Origin of the sequence: Lacinutrix sp. Hel_I_90 (genome assembly GCF_000934685.1) — a bacterium.
Classification (GTDB): Bacteria; Bacteroidota; Bacteroidia; order Flavobacteriales; family Flavobacteriaceae; genus Lacinutrix.
This window is the reverse complement of sequence record NZ_JYNQ01000001.1, coordinates 3374942-3396169: the sequence shown is the minus strand read 5'-3', so window position 1 is coordinate 3396169 and position 21228 is coordinate 3374942. Positions and strand designations below refer to the sequence as shown.

Here is a 21228-nt window from a genome sequence, read left to right as displayed (position 1 = left end):
AACCGTCCTGTACTCACAAAGCCGGACGTTTATGATTCAGTAATCTCTTAAATAAAACAAATACACTATGAAACAGGTATTATCCATTTTATTTTTAATGGTTTTATTAGGCAGCTGTTCTAAAAATCCTGAACAGTTTATACCACACCTTGAGGGGTATTGGGAAATAGAACGTGTGACTTTGGCCGACGGCACAAAAAAAGAATATACCATAAATGAAACCATCGATTTTATTGCTATTAACGATAGTTTAAAAGGGTTTAGAAAAAAAATGAAGCCTAGATTCGATGGTAAATACGAAACATCAAACGCTGTGGAGGAACTTCAGCTAAAAGTAGAAAATGACAGTTTAAATCTATACTATTCCACTAAATATGCTCATTGGAAAGAAACCGTTTTAATGGCAAATAGTAGTCAATTAAAAATTATAAACGAAAATAAGGCCGTATTTTTATACAAACGCTTTACGCCTATAACCGTTGAGTAACTTAAAATTAATAAGGCATCCGCTTTTTTCAGAAAATAAATATGGCAAAACGCAATAACAACATATTAAATATTCACGAGGCTTTAAAAGACTTTGTAGAAACCAATAAACTAGAAAAAGGACTTGATAAAGTTAATGTTCGTGAAGCTTGGGCCAATTTAATGGGAAACGGTGTAAACAATTACACCACTGCTATTGAACTAAAGAACGACACCCTTTTTGTACAACTAAGTTCCAGTGTTTTAAGGGAAGAATTAAGTTATGGTAAGGACAAAATAATGACCATGCTCAATGAATCTTTGGGTAAAACATTGGTTAAAAAATTAGTACTACGTTAAAGGTTACCAAATGATTAACAAGTTAAAATTAAAGAACTAAAAATTATTTTTTTAAATTAAATTACTATATTTGAGTTATTATAAATTAAATTATTTTTTAAAATGGCTCAAGGCACAGTAAAATTTTTCAATGATTCTAAAGGTTTCGGTTTTATAACTGAAGAAGGATCAGACAAAGAACATTTCGTACACATCTCTGGCTTAATCGACGAAGTTCGTGAAGGAGATGCCGTAGAATTCGATCTACAAGAAGGACGAAAAGGCATGAACGCAGTAAATGTAAAAGTTATATAATTATATATTCAACTTACCTTTTTACAAAGAAAACCTATCATATTATGATAGGTTTTTTTTATTTTATAAAATTAACACAGTAAATAATTAATTTGTGTTAATAATGATATTATCTTTGTAGGTAATTAAATAATTAATTTAAATTTTATTACAATGAGTAAAGGCACAGTAAAATTCTTCAATGACTCTAAAGGTTTTGGTTTCATTACAGAAGAAGGTGTAAACAAAGACCATTTTGTACACATTTCAGGTTTAATTGACGAGATTCGCGAAGGTGATGAAGTTGAATTCGACTTACAAGAAGGTAAAAAAGGATTAAACGCAGTAAACGTAAAAGTAATTTAACATATACTACAGCACTTTTTTAATGCAAAAGCCCACTCAAATGAGTGGGCTTTTCTTATTTAATAGCGTCTACTTTTAGTGTTTCAATAATTTAATCACACCTTGAGCCGCTTCTGAAGTTACCGTCATAAAATATAATCCAGAAGCTACCTGAGATAAGTCTATTGCTCTATCTGAAGTCATAGTAGACAAATCTACCGCCTTTATAAAGCGTCCGTTAATATCATGTATTTCGGCGGTTAACAATTTAACTTGTCCGATTTTCTTTAAATTAAAAACACCATTCGATGGATTCGGATAAACAGATACTAAGCTATCAATGGCGTTAAACTGTTTGTTTGAAAGTACATAAGCACAATTATACACCACAAATTCATCAACATACCAGCCTTCACGACCGTTACAACCATCTGTTCCAAAATCAAATCTAACTTGCAACGTGCTATTGGCCGTGATACCTAATGACGATAAATCAATAATACTTTTTCCCCAACTTCCTTTATTTGAACCTTCATCTGATCCTGTAAAGGCATCCTCTCCACGCATTGGATTATCATTTCCTACTGCTTGATCGTTTAAAACACCATTATAAGGGTTAGTCGTAAACGCTGCTGCCGGAAGCACGGTAAACGCACCGCCATCAATACTTATTTTAAAGTTACCTCCATCCCAATCAGCTTCAGTAGCTACATAATGGTTAAAAGCTAATTCATACAGCCCATCTGTAAAATCTGGTATTGTAATTACTGGACTTTCTAAACGTAATATCCCGTTTTGAAAATCTGATGAACAATCACCACCATATAAATCACCAATTGGAGCATTTATCGCATAAATACCACTACCTGGTCTGTTATTGGGTAAGCTTGACTCTATTTCCCAATCTCTTGGGGTCCATGTCGCACTAGGTGCTATGACTTGATCTAAGGTCCAACTCCCTAAACCATTTTCCCAATCCTCAAAAAAGATAGGACTAGTATTTGCCGCATCACATAAATCTGGCGCAGGCACTAATAGCGCTTGGTAACCACAAGCATCAGGATTTGTTCTTAATTCTACTGCTAGTATTACCTTATTTAATTGAATAACATCTGCAGCTGTAATGCTTTCTCCAGATAAACCCGCTGGCATAGCTTCTGTTGTTAATCCATTCAAATTAATTCCTATTAAATCATTTGCTGAAGCTTCTAAAGCATCTGCCAAGTTTTTAAAATCACTAGTTGCCGTTAAGTATTGGCTTTGTGCTCTCCAAAAAATATGAGCTGCTTTAGTAAAGCCGATGCCACTAATAACTTGTCCGTTATAACTCCCCCCATCCACTAACAAAGCATAGGCATGATTTGGGATTCCAGAATTAATATGTACTCCACCATTATCAAATGAACTGCATATGTATTGACCATCTGTTACCTTTCCTGGATCACCTTCACATGTTGGACTCCACATGTCTCTTAGGTTACTAGAAAAACCTGTCGCATCTTCTCCTATTAACCACCGGTTAGACTCATTACAGGCCTGAAGTATCCTAACCACATTATTCTCTCCTACATCCTCATAATTATTTAATAAATCTATAGTTTCTCCCCAAATATCTGAGTACGATTCGTTAATTGCTCCAGATTGCCACATGTAAATTAAATTACTAGTGAATTGAGTATAGGCATGACCCCATTCGTGTCCTATCACATCATCAGCTGCTGTACCGTCGCAATAATTAGCCGTAGAACCATTCCAGTTCGCGTTAGGGCAACTAATATTTGGATCATTATTTACAGTACGCATTTGGGCATCAGCGCCATCATAAGAAGCAAAACCAAAAGCGTTGTTAAAGAAGTGATACGTATGACCCGAAGCTACAACCTCATTTTGTTGCCAAATACTTAAAGTGCCAGGAAACGCATCGCCTTCTTGCCAAACAGGATTTCCTGTATTGTTTTCGTAAACAGTACGATCGAGTGCATGGGCAATACCAGTATATTGTTCCACTACCGCACCAGTATGAGCATCTAAAAACAAAAATTCTCTAACATCTCTATTATTTCGTACCTCTACTTCATAAACCAAGTAGTTAGCACTTTCTATACCTCTCGCCAAGCCTTTATTAAACACCTGTAATTTACTATCATGAACTAATAAAGAGGCACCAGAATAATTGATGTCCTGTTTTTCAATCTCTTGCAAAGCAATTGCATTTGCTTCTTCCTTACTTAAACTAGGAACTGCATTCAATTTTATATTTGGTATATAGTTTCCATTTATAGCTGTTACGTTTTTTTGACTATTAAAATGAACTAATAACTTCCCATCATAAACAGGCACCCCGTTGTGCAGTTGTTGCAATACAACACGGCTTAAGCCATAATTATCGTGTTCTGTTTTTAATGATACCAATGCGGCGCTCACATCATTAATAGTATACAGCTTTTTATTAGCTTCTAAAAAACTGTATGCTTTTACCTTTAAAGTTGAACCTGCAACCTTTAAAGCATTATTATTGGTAAACCTAATGAATTCAGGAACGCCAGAAACGTCATTAATAGTTACCGCAGACTTTGTTTTTGCTTGAAAATCTAAAATGGATTTTCTAAGATTTTGGGCAAATACGGTGCATGTAAATAACAGACAAAAAGAGAGTAGTTTTAAACTTTTCAAAAATTAGACTTTTTTTGTTGCTAAAATAACTGATTATCAGGCATAAAAAAAGCCTGAATTTGTTAAAATTCAGGCTTCATATATTTTTAAGTGTGTTTCTATTTACTAGAACATTTCTCTTCCAGAAAAATGAAAAGCACTTTCAATAGCAGCATTTTCATCACTATCGCTACCATGCACCGCATTTTCTCCAATAGAAGCTGCATATAATTTTCTAATAGTCCCTTCTGCAGCATCTGCAGGGTTTGTAGCTCCAATTAAAGTTCTAAAGTCTTCCACTGCATTATCTTTTTCTAAGATCGCAGCTACAACAGGACCACGTGTCATGTACTCAACTAATTCACCAAAGAAAGGTCTTTCGTTGTGTACTGCATAAAATGCTTCAGCATCCGCTTTAGTCATTTGTGTTAATTTCAGCGCTACAATTCTAAATCCTGAAGCGTTGATTTTTTCTAATATTGCGCCAATGTGTCCTTTTTCAACACTATCTGGCTTAAGCATCGTAAATGTTCTATTTGTTGCCATTTGTTATTTTTTTATGGCTGCAAAAGTACTGTATTTCTTCAATAAAACAATATAAATCCATATTAAAAAATTGTATCTTCGTGCGCTATGAGTACACAAGATATAATAGAGATAAAATCACTTTTATCAACACCAAAAAAGATAGCAATTATTCCTCACAAAAACCCTGATGGTGATGCGATTGGCTCAACATTAGGACTCTTGCACTATCTGTTAAAGTTAAATCATGAAGCCGTAATTATTGCGCCTAATGATTATCCCGATTTTTTAAAATGGTTACCCAAAGAAAGTACAATCTTGAAACATGAGACCGATAAAGAACGTACTGAAGTAATTATAAATGAAGCTGATATTCTTTTTACTTTAGATTTTAATGCACTCCATAGAACGGGCCATATGGAAACTGTTTTAGAACAAAGTCAGGCGATTAAAATCATGATCGATCACCATCAACAACCAGATGACTATGCTAACTATATGTTTAGTGATGTCTCTATGAGTTCAACTTGTGAAATGGTCTATCATTTTTTAGATAAACTAAATGCTTTAAACGAAATAGATGAAGACATTGCAACCTGTCTTTATGTAGGAATAATGACAGATACTGGATCATTTCGATTTCGCTCTACAACCAGTACAACGCACCGTATTATAGCCAATTTAATTGATAAAGGCGCAGACAACACGCACATACATAATAATGTTTACGATACGAATAGCTATAATCGTTTACAGCTTTTAGGCTGTGCGTTGAGTAACTTAAAAGTATTGCCTGAATATAGAACGGCATACATTACGTTATCTCAAGAGGAGTTACAAAAACTAGATTATAAAAAAGGAGACACAGAAGGCTTCGTTAACTATGCATTAGCTTTAAATGATACCGTTTTAGCCGCTATTTTTATTGAAGATAAAAATCAAGGTATTATTAAAATATCGCTACGATCAAAAGGCGATTTCTCTGTAAACGAATTGTCTAGAAAACATTTTGAAGGTGGCGGACATACAAATGCTGCTGGAGGAAAAAGTGACACCACTTTATCTCAAACCGTTGAAAAATTTATTAGTATATTACCACACTATAAAACAGCCCTAAATAATGAATAAATTAGTCGTATTTCTTTTGCTAATTTTATATCTTAGTTCTTGTAAAACACCAGAAGCACGGGAGCCTGAGTCTGTAAGCACTGGATCTTTTATTAAAGAATCTGCCGAACGGAATAAAAAATTATTCCTGTTAGAACAAGAGCAAATAGAAACCTACATTGCAAATCAAAGTGATAAGCGTTTTCTAACTTCAGAGCATGGGTTTTGGTTTTCAAAAGACACGATACAACAAGATACGGTATTAAAAACGCCAGCGTTTGGCGATCTCATAAAATATGAACATTATATCGCTGATTTAAATGGAAATATCATTTATACAGAAGAAGAATTAAAAACACGTGAATACCTTATGGATAAACAAGAATTGTTTACCGGTTTACGGGAAGGATTAAAACTTATGAAAGCAGGAGAAACCTATACGTTCATTTTTCCCTCTCAAAAAGCTTATGGTTATTATGGAGATGAAAATAAAATTAGAACTAACATCCCAATCGTCACACAAGTAACAGTAAATTCAATCACAACAAATTAATACGAATCCAATGAATAATTTAATGCAAACTATGAAAATTTTAATTATTGCGCTCCTCATCAGTGCCACTGCAGCATCATGTCAAGATAAGTATCCAGAATTAGAAGATGGCTTATATGCTGAAATTGTAACGAATAAAGGAACCATGGTAGCCAAATTAAACTATGATTTAGCGCCGGTAACCGTTGCTAACTTTGTCTCACTTGCTGAAGGCACCAATTCTAAGGTAGATTCTATTTACAAAGGAAAAAAATTCTACAATGGTGTTACGTTTCATCGTGTTATAGATGGTTTCATGATACAAGGTGGTGATCCAACAGCTACTGGTGGTGGTAATCCAGGTTACCGTTTTAAAGATGAAATAAACAGTGCAAAGCATGATAAACCAGGGGTGCTATCTATGGCAAACTCTGGACCAGCAACCAACGGCTCTCAGTTCTTTATAACAGAAGTAGCAACACCAAATTTAGACCCTAAACATACCGTTTTTGGTGAATTAGTAATTGGTCTAAATGTTCAGGACTCTATTTCGAATGTTAAGGTATTACAACCTAGAGCACAAGATAAACCTGAAAAGGATGTGGTCATGGAAGAAGTAAATATCATTAGAAAAGGTGAAGCTGCTAAAGCATTTGATGCCCCTAAAGTATTTGACAGTTACTTTGTAGAATTAGAAGAAGAAACAAAAAAGCAAGAGGAATTACTTGAGGCTTCTCGTGAAAAGTTTATAAAAGATAATGAAAATTTAGAAGGAGAGGTTATTCGTTTACCTTCTGGTGTCGTTATGATTAGGACTAAAGAAGGGACAGGTGTTGTGCCAACCCCTCAACAACAAGTTTTAATTGATTACGCGGGTTACTTAGAAGATGGTACATTATTTGACACTAGTTGGGCATCTGCCGCTAAAGAAGCTGGAAAATATGACGAAAACAGAGATGAGAATGGAGGGTACAAACCATTTCCTACGCTTTACAGCACAAGTGCGCGGTTAGCTCCTGGCTTCAGAGAAGCGATGTTAAATATGAAAGTTGGAGAGAGAGCTCGGATTTTTATTCCTTCATTTTTAGGGTATGGAAGTAGAGATTACGGTCCTATTCCTGGTAATTCAAACTTAATATTTGATATTGAAATAGTAGATCTTGTTAAATAGAAAACACCCTCTACTATAAGACAAAAAAAAGCCTTCAAAATAAATTTTGAAGGCTTTTTTTTCATTTATTAACTATTTACTTTTTAGGAATATTTTTAAGAATCTCTAAAACAAATTTCCAGTATTTTTGAGCTGAAGAAATACTTGCTCGTTCATCTGGTGAGTGTGCCCCTCTAATGGTTGGGCCAAAACTAATCATTTCCATTTCTGGATAGTTACTGCCTAGAATACCACATTCCAGACCTGCATGGCAAGCGGCAACGTGGGCTTTTTCTCCATTAATTTTTTCATACAAATTACTTAATACTTTTAAAATAGAAGCATCCATATTTGGTGTCCAACCCGGGTAATCCCCTGAAAACTCGACTTCACAACCCGTTAATTCAAAAGTAGCGCGTAGGGTATTTGCCAAATCCATTTTAGAACTATCAACCGATGACCGTGTTAAACATCCTATTTTTATTTCACCTTCTTTAACGATTACTCTAGCGACATTATTTGAAGTTTCCACTAAATCAGGAATATCTGCACTCATTCTATACACACCGTTTATAGCAGCATATAATGCACGTGTCATCCCTTCCTGCACACCTAAATCCATTATTTTCTCAGGCGTTTCAGTTTTTGAAACCACTATTTCTAAATCTGGTTCTAATGTTTTTAGTTCGGTCTTTATAATTTCGGCTAGCGCACTCATTTCAGCATTAAACACAGCATCATGTAATGTATCAATCGCTACAATTGCGCTACTTTCTCTAGGTATCGCGTTGCGCAAGCTACCGCCATCAATTTCTGAAATACGTAAACCAAAATTTTCAAAACCATCAAACAACAGGCGGTTCATTATTTTATTAGCGTTACCCAATCCTTTATGAATATCCATACCCGAATGTCCTCCCTGCAAACCTTTGACTCTTATTTCATATCCCGTCTTGAACTCAGGAGTCTCTTCCTCTTTATATGCTCTTGTGGCGGTAACATCTATACCTCCCGCGCAGCCTACTCCTATTTCGTCATCTTCTTCTGTATCTAAATTCAATAAAATGCCACCAGATAAAACCCCACCTTTTAAGCCCATGGCGCCCGTCATGCCTGTTTCTTCATCAATGGTAAATAAGGCTTCAATAGCTGGATGTACAATAGCTTTGCTTTCTAGTACCGCCATAATCGTAGCCACTCCTAGCCCGTTATCTGCGCCCAAAGTTGTTCCTTTTGCTCGAACCCAATCACCATCAATATACATTTCTATCCCTTGCGTCTCGAAATCGAAATTCGTATCTGTATTTTTTTGATGTACCATATCTAAATGCGATTGCATCACGATAGTCTCTCTGTCTTCCATTCCCGCTGTTGCAGGCTTCTTTATAATAACATTCCCTACTTCATCTTCAATGACTTCTAAACCTAAATTGTTTCCAAACGCTTTCATAAAAGCAATCACACGCGCTTCTTTTTTCGATGCTCTAGGTACAGCATTTAAATCTGCAAACTTATTCCACAACGCTTTAGGTTCTAAACTTCTTATTTCTGAATTCATCTTCTCTGTTTTTTGTATTAGACCAAATAAAATTAACAATTCACTTTATAGTGCAAAGGTAATTATTCAGCACTCATTTTTGTAAACATTTACTTAAATTTGAATTATGTTTAAAAACAAAAAACGAATCGTTGCACTTGCTATTATTCCTGCTTTTATCACAGTAAAGATTTTAGCACAATTTCCAGACTTTATTGAAAACTATTACAGCAATGGCATATACCCTTTACTCTCACAAACATTACGCTATAGTTTGGGATGGCTTCCCTTTTCTTTTGGCGATTTCGTATATGCATTTGCAATTATCTATAGTATAAGATGGCTTGTTATTAACAGAAAACGGATGCTTAGAGATTTTAGAAATTGGAGTACTGATGTTTTTGCAGCAGTTTCCATAATATATATCGCGTTTCATTTGTTTTGGGCCATGAATTACTACCGGTTACCATTGCACCAAAACCTCAATTTAGACGCTGAATATACTACTGAATCATTGATTGCTGTGGCAGAAAAACTCATAACAAAATCGAATACCATTCATCTTGAACTTGTTAGTCACGATAGTATTAAAGTAGAATTCCCCTACACTAAAAATGAGGTTATAGACAAAACACCTTTAGGTTATGCCGCTTTGCAAAAAAACTTTCCACATTTAGAGTACAAGGGTAAAAGCATTAAAAAATCGTTATTAAGCTGGCCATTAACCTATATGGGATTTAGTGGTTATTTGAATCCATTAACGAATGAAGCTCATGTAAACGGTTTAATTCCTGTATTTAAAATTGCAACTACTGCCTCACATGAAGTCGCGCATGAATTAGGGTATGCAGCAGAAAACGAAGCAAATTTTATAGGGTGTTTAGCAGCAACAAGTCATGAAGATATTTATTTCAACTATTCGGGCTATACTTTTGGGTTGCGCCACTGTTTACACGAAATATACCGGCGAAATCCGGAAGAATACGACCGTCTGATTACGACGATAAATACCGGCATAATAAAAAATTACCAGGAAGTACGTGAATTTTGGGAATCTAAAAGAAACCCAATTGAGCCACTATTTCAATCCACTTACAACGGCTTTTTAATCGCAAACAATCAAACAGATGGCATGAAAAGTTACAGTTATGTTGTGGCTTTATTGGTTAACTATTTTGAAAACAAAACTTTTTAAAAAGTTAAAAACTAACATTCGTTTGTTTTGAACCACAGCTTATTATTATATTTAAGCCTAAAATCCTTTTGAACCAATCATGACAAAGAAACTTCTAGTATTCAGTTGTTTTTTGTGTAGCTTATTAGCACTAGCACAAGAACACATTCCTAAAAATGACGGTGTAAAAACCATACATTCAAATTACACAGCCTTTACAAATGCCAAAATCTACATCTCACCAACTCAGGTGATAGAAAAGGGGACTTTACTTATTAAAGAGGGTAAAGTGGTATATGTTGGTGAATCAGTAACTATTCCAAAAAACTGTCTAGTTACAGACTTATCCGGTAAAAGTATTTACCCTTCTTTTATTGATATCTACTCTACTTTTGGTATTAAAAAACTTGAAAGTCCTAGTGACGATTCAAAAAGCCCACAGTATGAGGCATCTCGTGAAGGTTACTATTGGAATGACCACATAAGAGCAGACCAAAATGCCATCAATCATTTTGAATATGATGATAAGGAAGCCGAAAAACTTCGAAAGGCAGGTTTTGGAGTTGTTAACACCCATATTGAAGATGGTATTATTCGTGGTACAGGTACTTTAATAGCCTTAAATTCTGAAGATTCTAATGCCAAGAGAATTCTTTCTGAAGCCTCTGCACAATATTTAGGAATTAGTAAAAGTAAAACATCAAGACAGTCTTACCCAAATTCAATCATGGGCGCCTTTGCCTTATTGCGTCAGGTAAATATGGATGCCGATTGGTATGCTACTGGTAGTATAAAAGAAAAAGACCTCGCTTTAGAAGCCTTTAATGCTAATAAAAACAAGGTTCAAATTATTGAAGCTGGAAGCAAAATGAATGCGCTTCGATTAGATAAAGTTGGAGATCAATTTAATACACAATATGTATTTGTTGGTGGTGGTGATGAGTATGAATACATAAAAGAAATTAAAGCCACCAAAGGGTCCTTTATTATACCTGTGAATTTTCCGGATGCCTATGATATGGAAAATCCCTTTTTAGCTAGTTCGGTACAGTTAGATGATTTAAGAGAATGGAATCAAAGACCATCAAATCCTAAAATACTAGCCGACCATAATGTTGCTTTTGCATTCTCAACTTATAAGCTTAAAGACTCTAAGGATTTTATGGCTAACCTGCGCAAAGCTTTAGAAGCAGGGCTGTCACAAGAGAAGGCTCTAGCCGCCTTAACGACAGTACCCGCTCAAATCATAGGTAAAAGTAACGTTTTAGGAACACTAACTGCTGGTTCCTATGCAAACTTTTTAGTGACTTCAGGTGATTTATTTGACAAAAAAACTACCATTTATCAAAACTGGGTGACCGGTATTAAAAATGAGTTGATTTCTATGGATACTAAAGATATACGTGGGGATTATACTTTGAGCTTGAATAAAACAGAATATGAATTAACGATTAAAGGTGAGATTGAAAAATTAAAATCTGAAGTTAAAGCAGATAACAAAAAATTGGGTTCTAAAATAAGTTTTGAAGGCGATTGGCTAAACCTCACCTTTTCTACAATAGACACAACCAAACAAGAATTTATTAGATTGGTTTCCAGCATAGATAATACAGATAGTTTTAGCGGAAAAGCGTATCTCCCTAACGGAAAGGAAATCCCTTTTTCGGCTAAAAGAAGCGTAAAAGAAAAAGCTTCTGAAGACAAAAATGAGGACAAAAACGAAGACGAAAAAGAAGATAAGGATAAAGACGCCGAAGACAATGATGCTTCAGCCGACGCTAAAACCAGCTACCCTGTAACGTATCCCAACATGGCTTATGGGTTTAAAACCTTACCACAGCAAGAAACGTTACTCTTTAAAAATGTCACCGTTTGGACCAATGAAAAAGATGGTATTCTTGAAAATACAGATGTATTGATTAGGGGTGGTAAAATTTCAAAAATAGGTCAGAACCTCAGTTTTTCTGATGCTAAAATTATTGATGGTAAAGGCAAACATTTAACAGCTGGTATTATAGATGAACATGCACACATCGCAACCGCTTCGGTTAACGAATCTGGTCATAATTCTACCGCAGAAGTCACTCAGGAAGATGTTATCAATCCAGAAGATATAAACATCTATCGCAATCTGGCTGGTGGGGTTACGTCTATTCAAATTTTACATGGTTCCGCCAATCCCATCGGAGGTCGTTCAGCGATTATTAAGCTAAAATGGGGCGAATCAGCAGATAATTTACTGTATAAAGACATGCCAAAGTTTATAAAATTTGCTTTAGGAGAAAATGTGAAGCAAAGTAATTGGGGGTCGAACAGCACGATACGTTTTCCACAAACACGAATGGGTGTTGAGCAGGTTTACATCGATTATTTTCAGCGTGCGAAAGAGTATGATGCCTTAAAGAAAAGTGGGAAACCGTATCGCAAAGATGTAGAAATGGAAACACTGGCCGAGATTTTAAATAAAGAGCGCTTTATTAGCTGCCATTCATACATTCAAAGTGAGATAAACATGTTAATGAAGGTTGCAGAGCAGTTTAACTTTAGTGTTAATACGTTTACACATATTTTAGAAGGTTATAAAGTAGCAGATAAAATGAAAGCGCACGGTGCTGGTGGTTCTACATTTAGTGACTGGTGGGCGTATAAATATGAAGTAAACGATGCGATTCCATATAATGCAGCAATTATGCATAATGCTGGCGTAACAGTGGCTATAAATAGTGACGACAGTGAGATGTCAAGACGTTTAAATCAAGAAGCCGCTAAATCTGTAAAATATGGAAACATTAGTGAAGAAGAGGCTTGGAAATTTGTGACTTTAAATCCGGCAAAATTATTACATATCGATAATCGTGTCGGGAGTATTAAAGTTGGGAAAGATGCAGATGTTGTGTTGTGGAGTGGTCATCCTATGTCTATTTATACTAAAGCCGAAAAAACCATTATTGAAGGTGTTACCTATTTTGATATTGATCGTGATAAACAATTACGCGAGGCGATTAAGAAAGAAAAAAATGAGTTAACGAATTTGATGCTTCAGGCAAAAAACAAAGGCTTAAAAACAAAACCGATAGAAAAGAAGGAAAAAAAACATTTTCACTGCGATAGTGATTTTTAGTGAGCAGTATTCGGTATGAAGTTTACAGTAATCAGTCACACTCAAATAAATAAAATATAGTTTTCAAGATGAAAAATTTAAAATATAAAATACTTGTTTTTGCTTTACTACTTTCAGTTGTAGTAATAGCACAACAAACACCCGCTCCAAAGCAAACAAAAGACATTGCTATTTTTGGAGCTACCGCTCATATTGGTGATGGCACTGTGATAGAAAACAGCTGTTTAATTATCAAAGATGGTAAAATCGCAACTATTGCCAGTGCTGAACAAGTAAAATTTAATGTTAAGGGAATGGATATTATTACCGCCACCGGACAACATATTTATCCTGGTTTCATTGCGCCAAATACGACTTTGGGTTTAGTGGAAGTTGATGCCGTTCGTGCGTCTGACGATGCTGATGAGGTGGGTGCAATGAACCCACATATTCGCAGTTTAATTGCCTATAATACCGAATCTAAAGTTGTAGAATCTATGCGGCCAAATGGTGTATTGATGGGGCAGATTACGCCTCGTGGCGGACGCATTTCAGGCACTTCTTCTGTGGTACAATTTGATGCCTGGAACTGGGAAGACGCCGTGATTAAGGAAGGCGATGGTATTCACCTAAACTGGCCTAGCTCATTTTCTCGCGGCCGCTGGTGGTTAGGAGAACCTTCTAATTTAAAAGTTAATGAAGAGTATAAAAAGCAAGTTGATGAGCTAGTGGCTTATTGTAATGAAAGTAAAGTGTATCACTCTGGCAACCAATCGCCAAAGCACCTCCCTTTCGAAGCATTGCAAGGATTATTTGATGGCTCTAAAACCTTATTTATACATGTGGATTCTGAAAAAGGCATTACAGACGCTATTCATTTTTCAAAAGAAAATGATGTAAAAAACATGGTCATTGTTGGCGGTTATGAAGCGGATAAAGTTGCCGCGCTACTTAAGCAACACAACATTCCTTTATTATTACAACGTGTACATAGCGAACCAAAAAGTGACGATGATGATTACGATTTTCCCTTTAAGCAAGCAAAACAACTGGTAGATGCTGGCGTTTTAGTAGGTTTAGAAAACGCTGGAAGTATGGAGCGTATGAATGCCAGAAATCTTCCTTTTTTAGCTGGTACTTGTGCCGCTTATGGTTTAACGAAAGAACAAGCCTTAAGCCTAATCACATTGAACACAGCTAAAATTTTAGGTATAGAAGATACCGTTGGCTCTCTTGAAGTTGGCAAAGATGCTACTCTTTTTATTAGCGAGGGTGATGCTTTAGATATGCGTACTAACAAATTAACCAAAGCTTTTATTCAAGGTCGTGACATAAGCTTAGAATCACACCAAACGGAATTATACAAGCGCTATTCTAATAAGTATAAAAAATAGTTAATTCCCTTAATACTAAAAAAGCGAGCATTCCATAAATAGAATGCTCGCTTTTATTTTTAAAGATATCACTACTGTTTTTCAAAAAGCGAAGCCTTAGGTGCTTGTTTCGATATCGAAACATTTACAAAACTACTTACTTTATCCTTTTTCTTGCCTATTTTGAAACCGTCAGCCTCAAACCATTCTAAAGTTTTTGGTAATTGAAAGCCATTTACCTCCTGCCAATCACTGTATCTAATAAAGTGCCACGCTGTGCTTTTTTCATTTGTAAAGTAAGTCACCGTATACCCGAGCCAAGTCATTTTATTGGTTTCCGGATCGTAATACAAAAGGTACTCATCCTCGGGAGATACACCAACTCCAGCATCATAAGACACTTTAATACCCGGATAGCTTTTGTCTTCAAAAACTAAAGGTGCTACATTAGTATACGTAATTCCATCATCTGCCAAAACAAAAGGCATGGCATAGAAATAAAACATAAGGTTATAATAAAATTCTGGCTTGCTTTTAAAAGCTGTTGTGTCTTTTTCCGATATCCAAACCGCTTCACCATTAAAACCAATAGTATAATCTGGTGCTTCAATCCGCGCTTTTCTAGACTTCAAATTAGTCGTTGTTTTTTCGTTTCCGCCTTCTTTTTCTAATTCAAACACCAAGGTTTTAGCCTGATTCCAATGATCAATACCACCATGAGCATCAAAAACTTTAGTCATGTTTTCTGGATATATAGAAGTTGTTATGTCCAGATTCTCTATTGAATAATCCTGATTTTCAGCAATTTTACTTTCTTGTTTGCATGACAATAGGATTAAAAGTAATGCTGTTACAAAGCTCTGGTTTTTCATAAACATAAATTTTGTTTTCAATTCAGTTATAAACTTGAAATACATTTTACAATTTAATACTGTAAATTTGCGTTAAATTATTTAAAAATAATGGTGTTTAAGCAAATTTCAAGTACACAAAACGCTCTAATAAAACAGATAGTTCTATTAAAAGAAAAATCGCGGGAGCGAAAAAAAACAGGCTTATTTATTATTGAAGGTGCGCGAGAAATACAATTGGCTTTAAAAGGAGGCTACACGCTAGAAGCCGTATTATTTTACCCTGAATTATTTTCTGAAGATGCATTGAAGACCTTAGGTATTTCGGCTGAAATTATAGAGATTAACAAAGAGGTCTATCAAAAAATTGCCTATCGCGATACTACTGAAGGTATTATTGCCATAGCTAAAAGCAAGAAAAATACTATTTCTGATTTAAAATTCAACACCAAAAATCCTTTAGTTTTAGTCGCTGAAGCACCAGAAAAACCAGGTAATATTGGTGCCCTTTTACGTACCGCTGATGCTGCCAATGTAGATGCTGTTATTATTGCTAATCCTAAAACGGATTTATACAACCCGAATATTGTGCGCTCTAGTGTGGGTTGTTTATTTACAAATCAAATTGCTACTGGAAGTACAACCGAAATTATTAGCTTTCTTAAATCAAAAAATATTAATATTTATAGCGCTATCTTACAAGAATCTGAAGCGTATCACACTCAGGATTTCGCAACACCAACGGCTATTGTTGTTGGTACAGAAGCCACTGGATTGAGCCAAGAATGGCGAGACGCTTCCACTCAAAATATTAGTATCCCCATGCAAGGCGCTATTGACTCGATGAATGTTTCTGTTGCTGCTGGAATTCTTATTTTTGAAGCAAAACGACAACGTAATTTTAAATAACTATGACGCCTACGACTCTCTTTTATATCATAATTGCAATCATCATAATCGACTTTATCATCGACAAAATATTAGATACTTTAAACGCTAAGCGCTTTAATGACCCTATTCCTAAAACATTAAACGATGTCTATGATACCCCCGAATACCAGAAATCACAAGATTATAAAAAGACCAATTATAAATTCGGATTAATCACCTCTACCTTCACTTTATTGCTAACACTTGCTTTTTTCTTTTTTGATGGTTTTGCTTTGGTCGATAATTTGGCTCGTGACTATACTACAAACACGATTTTAATTACGCTTATTTTCTTCGGAATTATTATGCTGGGTAGTGATATTTTAACGACGCCATTCGCATATTATAAAACCTTTGTAATTGAAGAACGCTTTGGGTTTAATAAAACCACCAAAAAAACGTTCTTTTTAGATAAACTAAAAGGCTGGCTGATGCTACTACTTATTGGTGGTGGTATATTAGCAGTACTGACCTGGTTTTATGAATCAACAGGCCGCATGTTTTGGGTTTACGCCTGGATTCTTATTACTGTTTTTACGCTTTTTATGAACCTTTTTTACTCTCGATTAATTGTGCCGTTATTTAATAAACAAACGCCTTTAGAGTCTGGTAACCTTCGGGATGCTATTTCAAATTATGCACAAACTGTAGGCTTTAATCTTGATAAAATTTTTGTGATTGATGGCTCAAAACGCAGTACTAAAGCTAATGCTTATTTTTCAGGGTTTGGAAGTGAAAAACGCGTGACACTTTACGATACTTTAATAAATGATTTAGAAGACGATGAAATTGTTGCTGTTTTGGCACATGAAGTTGGCCATTACAAACGCAAACATATTATTTTTAATCTGGCCGCTTCAGTCGTTTTAACAGGTTTTACTTTATTTATACTGTCGCTGTTAATTTCAAATCCGATACTATCACAAGCCTTAGGTGTTAGGATTCCTAGTTTTCATATTGGCTTAATTGCTTTTGGGATTTTATATGCTCCGCTCTCTGAAATTACTGGTTTAATTATGAATTGGTTTTCACGCAAATTTGAATACCAAGCAGACGATTATGCTAAAAACACCTACAAAGCAGAACCGATGATTACTTCGCTTAAAAAACTCTCTAAAAACAGTTTGAGTAATTTAACGCCGCATCCTGCTTATGTGTTTATGCATTATTCACATCCTACTTTGCTGGAGCGCATTGAGAATTTGAAGGGCTAAGTTAGCGGCGTTTTAAAACAAATAATACTCCTTCAACCCGGGCGTTTTCTGCCAGATAAATTATTAACAAAAAATATTGAGGCTTTAGCTAAAAACGCAATATTTGAGGCAATAAACTACTCCACCAAAAAATCAAAATACAGATTGCGATACGGTTCACCTCTTAAAGTAAAATGCCACCATTCTTGTGCATAATTTCTAAAGCCATGCTTGGCCATTACTTTTTGAAGTCGTTGCCGGTTTTTACGTTGCGTTTTATTTAGGTTACTGTTTTTAATCCAGGAGGCACTACCAAAAAAATCGTAAGGTGAGCCCATATCCAAAGGTGCTCCGGTTTCCAAATTCACTAACGTGATATCCAAAGTACTACCGCTACTATGGCGTGATTTTGAAGCGATATACCCGGCGTTAAATAAGTTTTTCTTTTCTACTTCTGGATAAAACACCCCCTTCATTAAGGTATCATTCTCAACTTTTGCCCAGCGCACAAAGTGATCCACCGCTTGTTGCGGTCTGTAAGCATCATAAATCTTAATAGATAAATTTTGTTTGGCTAATTCAGCCTGCACTTTTGTTAAAGCTGTAGCCGCTTCTGTCGTTAAAATAGCAACATTATTAACATAACCATCTATAGGAGTTCCAACAAAATTATTATCAGTACAATAACGGAGTTCGGTTTGGATGGTTGGAATTACCTCATTGACATATACAAAGCCCTTTGGCAATTGTGCAAAAGAGAAAAATGAAAAAAGTGTTAGTAAAAAGCTATAGATATATCGCATGAAAACCATTTTATATGCTAATTTAGAGAAAAATTTATTTACCTATGATATATCCTTGGCATCTTTACTTAATGGCTGCAATCTATATTTTTGCGGGCATTATGCACTTTATAAAACCAAAAGCGTACTTACGTATTATGCCACGGTATCTACCAAATCATAAATTATTGGTAAAACTTAGTGGTATTGCCGAAATTATTCTGGGTATAGGCTTATGTATTCCGCTCTTAAAAAACCCATCTATATATGTTATTATCTTAATGCTTATGTTCTTTTTGATGGTGCATTTTTATATGTTAACTGGCAAAAAAGCGTCTGCTGGCATACCTAGATGGATTCTTCTTTTACGCATTCCATTACAATTTGGATTGATGTATTGGGCGTATTGGTATCTGCAATTATAAAAAACATGTTATTTCCTTCAGAAGAAATAAAATTAAATTTACCCGATGCTGAGATTAGTTATTTTCCTAATTTCTTTTCTCAGGCAGAAGCCCTTCAATATTTTAAAAGTATATTTAAAAAAACCAACTGGCAACAGGATGCCATTACTGTTTTTGGAAAAACGCATTTACAGCCAAGACTTACGGCACTCTTTGCGAATAACAAAAAATCGTATCGTTACTCAAACATCACCATGCATCCTGAACTCTTTTCTGAAGCGTTACTAACAATTAAACAAAAAATAGAAACAGTTACCGATACTGATTTTACGACTTGCTTAGCAAACTTGTATCGTAACGGACAAGATAGCAACGGTTGGCACGCCGATAACGAAAAAGCTTTAGGGCAAAACCCCGTTATCGCTTCGGTGAGTTTTGGTGAGGCCAGAACATTTCATTTAAAACATAGAAAAGATAAAACATTAAAGCATAAAATACGCTTAGAATCTGGTAGTTTACTGCTTATGAAAGGTGAAACACAACACCATTGGTTGCACCAAATAGCAAAAACAAAAAGAGCGGTACAACCTAGAATAAATCTCACTTTTCGCGTTATTAAATAAGGTAATAGTGTTACTCTTTGTCACTAAGTCTATAAGGATGATATGAAGCTTCGTTTACATCAGTTATAAAAACTGGAATAGGCTAAGGCTAATTTCACGAAACGTACAAACACAAAAAAGCCGAAGTCCCTCAACTTCGGCTTTCCGTTATTTGCAATTATATGTTTTTCGTAGATTTAGGGTCTCTATATCGACTAAAAAGCGCTGCAAATATTAATTAATTAATCCATTGAACTAAAAGTATGTATTCTAGTACACTTCAAATGTAGGGTAGAAATTTGAATTTAGACGTTTAAGAGTCCGTAATTTCGATGAAATACATAAAATTTTAACAAAACCCGATTAAAAACACTTAATTATCGATGAAATACCTCTTTTATAAAAAACGATCGCTCCTTTTAGGTCAAAATAATTAATGTAAATTAGCTCATAATTATATTCTTTGGCACTCAATTTGAAATACTATCGTGTTATAAACATTTAAATTATGAAAAGTAAACTGTTAATATTTGTTTTAATTGGTAGCCTTTATTTGGGATTTTCTCAAGAAAAAAAATTTTCTGCCCGAGATATTGCCATAAATGAGTTTATAGATGGTACACTTCTCTCTCCCAATAACCTTACAAAACCTAATTTAGTGATCATTATTGCCGGTTCAGGGCCTACAGATAGAAATGGGAATCAGAATTTTTTAAAGGGAAATGCGCTTAAGAAATTGGCAGAAGGACTCTCTAATAGAAATATTGCAACCTTTAGATACGACAAACGCATTGTAAAACAAATACGTAATGGTAGGGTAGATAATAACATCATGTTTGATGATTTTGTAAAAGATGCGGCTTCGGTCATTGACTATTTTAAAGCTAAGGATACATTTAATAAAATTTATGTTATTGGACACAGTCAAGGTAGTTTAGTTGGTATTTTAGCAGCAAAAGACAAGGCAGACGGTTTTATCTCATTGGCAGGTGCAGGACAATCTATAGACCAGGTAATTATAGAACAAGTTGAAAAAACAGCGCCCATGCTTATTGAAGATACCAAACGTGTTTTTAAACTATTGGCTGATGGAAAAACAACTAATGACTTCCCTCCCGCTCTGGCTTCCATTTTTAATAAGCAGATACAACCTTTTATTTCGAATTGGATGTATTACAAACCTCAAGAAGAGATTAAAAAGCTTGACATGCCTATTCTAATTATTAATGGCACAAAAGACTTACAAGTTTCTGAGGCTGAAGCTGAATTACTAAAAGATGCTGCACCAAAAGCGACATTAAAAATTATTGAAAAAATGAATCATGTTCTCGTGCCTATAGAAGGTGATAATTTAGAGAATTCAAAGTCTTATAACGAATCTTCAAGAGCACTATCTGCAGATTTATTTGATAGTATTGTAGACTTTATAAAATAAAAACTACATACCCTATAGCAAAAGCCTCTCGATATCGAGAGGCTTTTTAGTGTTAAACCTACCATAATAGAAAAAGCATCTCAGAGAGAGATGCTTTTTCATACTAACCAACCAAAAATATGATAATTATCACTCCTAGATTAAGGTAACCACACCCTAAACTAATCTCTGTAGATAATTATACCATCTATATTTCAACTAACGTGCCAAACCTATTTGTTGTACCCAGCCGTAGCGTTTTTTGCGAAATATTTAACATTTACTAGGGCCACTAAATAGAAACAGCATCCTATTTAGAATGCTGTTTCTTACTAACCAACCAAAAAATATGAAATTAACCACTCTTCTTTTAAAGTAACCACACTCTAAAAGCGTCATTGTAGTTAACTCGTTTATTAGATTTCAATTTGTGTGCCAAAATGATTTTTAGGACTAAAA

20 protein-coding genes are annotated in these 21228 nt (G+C 35.0%); 15 read left to right on the top strand and 5 right to left on the bottom strand.

Translation table 11 applies throughout. The annotated features are described in order from the left end of the window. The first annotated feature begins 67 nt into the window (after positions 1-67). The 4 genes from GQ46_RS15075 (at position 68) to GQ46_RS15060 (ending at position 1464) form a co-directional block, all read left to right on the top strand. Positions 68-487, top strand: a complete 420-nt coding sequence (locus GQ46_RS15075; protein ID WP_044403574.1) for a lipocalin family protein — start codon at positions 68-70, stop codon at positions 485-487. A gap of 41 nt (positions 488-528) precedes the next feature. Next, complete coding sequence (locus tag GQ46_RS15070; protein WP_044403572.1) at positions 529-825, top strand: DUF721 domain-containing protein; 297 nt, start codon at positions 529-531, stop codon at positions 823-825. Between the two features lie 102 nt (positions 826-927). Further along, entirely contained in the window at positions 928-1119 is a 192-nt protein-coding gene (locus GQ46_RS15065) for a cold-shock protein (RefSeq protein WP_044403570.1), read from the top strand. A gap of 153 nt (positions 1120-1272) precedes the next feature. Continuing rightward, complete coding sequence (locus GQ46_RS15060; protein ID WP_044403567.1) at positions 1273-1464, top strand: cold-shock protein; 192 nt, start codon at positions 1273-1275, stop codon at positions 1462-1464. Between the two features lie 75 nt (positions 1465-1539). Here the strand turns inward: GQ46_RS15060 and GQ46_RS15055 are convergent, their stop codons facing one another. Beyond that, a complete protein-coding gene (locus GQ46_RS15055; protein ID WP_044403566.1) occupies positions 1540-4116 on the bottom strand; it encodes a M4 family metallopeptidase in 2577 nt (858 codons plus the stop codon). 105 nt (positions 4117-4221) lie between these two features. Next, entirely contained in the window at positions 4222-4641 is a 420-nt protein-coding gene (locus GQ46_RS15050; RefSeq protein ID WP_044403565.1) for a nucleoside-diphosphate kinase, read from the bottom strand. Positions 4642-4728: 87 nt separating this feature from the next. Here GQ46_RS15050 and GQ46_RS15045 point away from each other — a divergent pair, with 87 nt between their 5' ends. From GQ46_RS15045 to GQ46_RS15035, 3 genes are read left to right on the top strand one after another with little or no spacing between them, the layout of a single operon-like run. Further along, positions 4729-5748, top strand: a complete 1020-nt coding sequence (locus GQ46_RS15045) for a bifunctional oligoribonuclease/PAP phosphatase NrnA (protein ID WP_044403564.1) — start codon at positions 4729-4731, stop codon at positions 5746-5748. Beyond that, positions 5741-6280: a gliding motility-associated peptidyl-prolyl isomerase GldI gene (gldI, locus tag GQ46_RS15040; protein WP_044403563.1), complete on the top strand. Its 540-nt coding sequence runs from the start codon at positions 5741-5743 to the stop codon at positions 6278-6280. Before GQ46_RS15045 ends, gldI begins: the two co-directional genes overlap by 8 nt. Before the next feature lie 31 nt (positions 6281-6311). Beyond that, on the top strand, positions 6312-7430 hold the full coding sequence (locus tag GQ46_RS15035; protein ID WP_369793447.1) for a peptidylprolyl isomerase: 1119 nt from the start codon (positions 6312-6314) through the stop codon (positions 7428-7430). 76 nt (positions 7431-7506) lie between these two features. Here GQ46_RS15035 and GQ46_RS15030 read toward each other — a convergent pair whose 3' ends face one another. After that, a complete protein-coding gene (locus GQ46_RS15030; RefSeq protein ID WP_044405183.1) occupies positions 7507-8967 on the bottom strand; it encodes an aminoacyl-histidine dipeptidase in 1461 nt (486 codons plus the stop codon). A 106-nt stretch (positions 8968-9073) separates the two neighbouring features. Here GQ46_RS15030 and GQ46_RS15025 point away from each other — a divergent pair, with 106 nt between their 5' ends. The 3 genes from GQ46_RS15025 (at position 9074) to GQ46_RS15015 (ending at position 14614) form a co-directional block, all read left to right on the top strand. Then, positions 9074-10141 carry a DUF3810 domain-containing protein gene (locus tag GQ46_RS15025; RefSeq protein ID WP_044403562.1) on the top strand — a complete coding sequence of 356 codons (1068 nt, stop codon included), beginning with the start codon at positions 9074-9076 and terminating at the stop codon, positions 10139-10141. Positions 10142-10220: 79 nt separating this feature from the next. Next, positions 10221-13241 carry an amidohydrolase family protein gene (locus tag GQ46_RS15020; RefSeq protein ID WP_044403561.1) on the top strand — a complete coding sequence of 1007 codons (3021 nt, stop codon included), beginning with the start codon at positions 10221-10223 and terminating at the stop codon, positions 13239-13241. 68 nt (positions 13242-13309) lie between these two features. Next, positions 13310-14614: an amidohydrolase family protein gene (locus GQ46_RS15015; protein WP_044403560.1), complete on the top strand. Its 1305-nt coding sequence runs from the start codon at positions 13310-13312 to the stop codon at positions 14612-14614. A gap of 71 nt (positions 14615-14685) precedes the next feature. Here GQ46_RS15015 and GQ46_RS15010 read toward each other — a convergent pair whose 3' ends face one another. Next, on the bottom strand, positions 14686-15465 hold the full coding sequence (locus GQ46_RS15010; protein WP_044405180.1) for a DUF6503 family protein: 780 nt from the start codon (positions 15463-15465) through the stop codon (positions 14686-14688). Positions 15466-15555: 90 nt separating this feature from the next. Between GQ46_RS15010 and GQ46_RS15005 the strand changes: the two genes are divergently transcribed. Both GQ46_RS15005 and GQ46_RS15000 read left to right on the top strand, forming a co-directional pair. Beyond that, positions 15556-16353, top strand: coding sequence for an RNA methyltransferase (locus tag GQ46_RS15005; protein WP_044403559.1), 798 nt, complete (start codon positions 15556-15558; stop codon positions 16351-16353). Between the two features lie 2 nt (positions 16354-16355). Then, positions 16356-17588, top strand: coding sequence for a M48 family metallopeptidase (locus GQ46_RS15000; RefSeq protein WP_044403558.1), 1233 nt, complete (start codon positions 16356-16358; stop codon positions 17586-17588). Between the two features lie 116 nt (positions 17589-17704). Here the strand turns inward: GQ46_RS15000 and GQ46_RS14995 are convergent, their stop codons facing one another. Beyond that, the gene (locus tag GQ46_RS14995; protein ID WP_044405177.1) at positions 17705-18370 is read right to left on the bottom strand and encodes a M15 family metallopeptidase; all 666 of its coding nucleotides are present in this window, start codon (positions 18368-18370) and stop codon (positions 17705-17707) included. Positions 18371-18414: 44 nt separating this feature from the next. On the opposite strand from GQ46_RS14995, the gene GQ46_RS14990 reads away from it, so the two are divergent. The 3 genes from GQ46_RS14990 (at position 18415) to GQ46_RS14980 (ending at position 20790) form a co-directional block, all read left to right on the top strand. After that, the gene (locus tag GQ46_RS14990; RefSeq protein WP_044403556.1) at positions 18415-18774 is read left to right on the top strand and encodes a MauE/DoxX family redox-associated membrane protein; all 360 of its coding nucleotides are present in this window, start codon (positions 18415-18417) and stop codon (positions 18772-18774) included. A gap of 5 nt (positions 18775-18779) precedes the next feature. Next, positions 18780-19376, top strand: a complete 597-nt coding sequence (locus GQ46_RS14985; protein WP_044405175.1) for an alpha-ketoglutarate-dependent dioxygenase AlkB — start codon at positions 18780-18782, stop codon at positions 19374-19376. Between the two features lie 487 nt (positions 19377-19863). Continuing rightward, positions 19864-20790 (top strand): alpha/beta hydrolase, encoded by a 927-nt coding sequence (locus GQ46_RS14980; protein WP_044403554.1) that lies wholly within the window; start codon positions 19864-19866, stop codon positions 20788-20790. Positions 20791-21228: the final 438 nt, after the last annotated feature.

Coding starts and splice junctions, on each gene's coding strand:
- GQ46_RS15075 (WP_044403574.1), top strand. CDS start 68: ATGAAACAGGTATTATCCATTTTATTTTTAATGGTTTTATTAGGCAGC.
- GQ46_RS15070 (WP_044403572.1), top strand. CDS start 529: ATGGCAAAACGCAATAACAACATATTAAATATTCACGAGGCTTTAAAA.
- GQ46_RS15065 (WP_044403570.1), top strand. CDS start 928: ATGGCTCAAGGCACAGTAAAATTTTTCAATGATTCTAAAGGTTTCGGT.
- GQ46_RS15060 (WP_044403567.1), top strand. CDS start 1,273: ATGAGTAAAGGCACAGTAAAATTCTTCAATGACTCTAAAGGTTTTGGT.
- GQ46_RS15050 (WP_044403565.1), bottom strand. CDS start 4,641: ATGGCAACAAATAGAACATTTACGATGCTTAAGCCAGATAGTGTTGAA.
- GQ46_RS15045 (WP_044403564.1), top strand. CDS start 4,729: ATGAGTACACAAGATATAATAGAGATAAAATCACTTTTATCAACACCA.
- gldI (WP_044403563.1), top strand. CDS start 5,741: ATGAATAAATTAGTCGTATTTCTTTTGCTAATTTTATATCTTAGTTCT.
- GQ46_RS15035 (WP_369793447.1), top strand. CDS start 6,312: ATGAAAATTTTAATTATTGCGCTCCTCATCAGTGCCACTGCAGCATCA.
- GQ46_RS15030 (WP_044405183.1), bottom strand. CDS start 8,967: ATGAATTCAGAAATAAGAAGTTTAGAACCTAAAGCGTTGTGGAATAAG.
- GQ46_RS15025 (WP_044403562.1), top strand. CDS start 9,074: ATGTTTAAAAACAAAAAACGAATCGTTGCACTTGCTATTATTCCTGCT.
- GQ46_RS15020 (WP_044403561.1), top strand. CDS start 10,221: ATGACAAAGAAACTTCTAGTATTCAGTTGTTTTTTGTGTAGCTTATTA.
- GQ46_RS15015 (WP_044403560.1), top strand. CDS start 13,310: ATGAAAAATTTAAAATATAAAATACTTGTTTTTGCTTTACTACTTTCA.
- GQ46_RS15010 (WP_044405180.1), bottom strand. CDS start 15,465: ATGAAAAACCAGAGCTTTGTAACAGCATTACTTTTAATCCTATTGTCA.
- GQ46_RS15005 (WP_044403559.1), top strand. CDS start 15,556: ATGGTGTTTAAGCAAATTTCAAGTACACAAAACGCTCTAATAAAACAG.
- GQ46_RS15000 (WP_044403558.1), top strand. CDS start 16,356: ATGACGCCTACGACTCTCTTTTATATCATAATTGCAATCATCATAATC.
- GQ46_RS14995 (WP_044405177.1), bottom strand. CDS start 18,370: ATGCGATATATCTATAGCTTTTTACTAACACTTTTTTCATTTTTCTCT.
- GQ46_RS14990 (WP_044403556.1), top strand. CDS start 18,415: ATGATATATCCTTGGCATCTTTACTTAATGGCTGCAATCTATATTTTT.
- GQ46_RS14985 (WP_044405175.1), top strand. CDS start 18,780: ATGTTATTTCCTTCAGAAGAAATAAAATTAAATTTACCCGATGCTGAG.
- GQ46_RS14980 (WP_044403554.1), top strand. CDS start 19,864: ATGAAAAGTAAACTGTTAATATTTGTTTTAATTGGTAGCCTTTATTTG.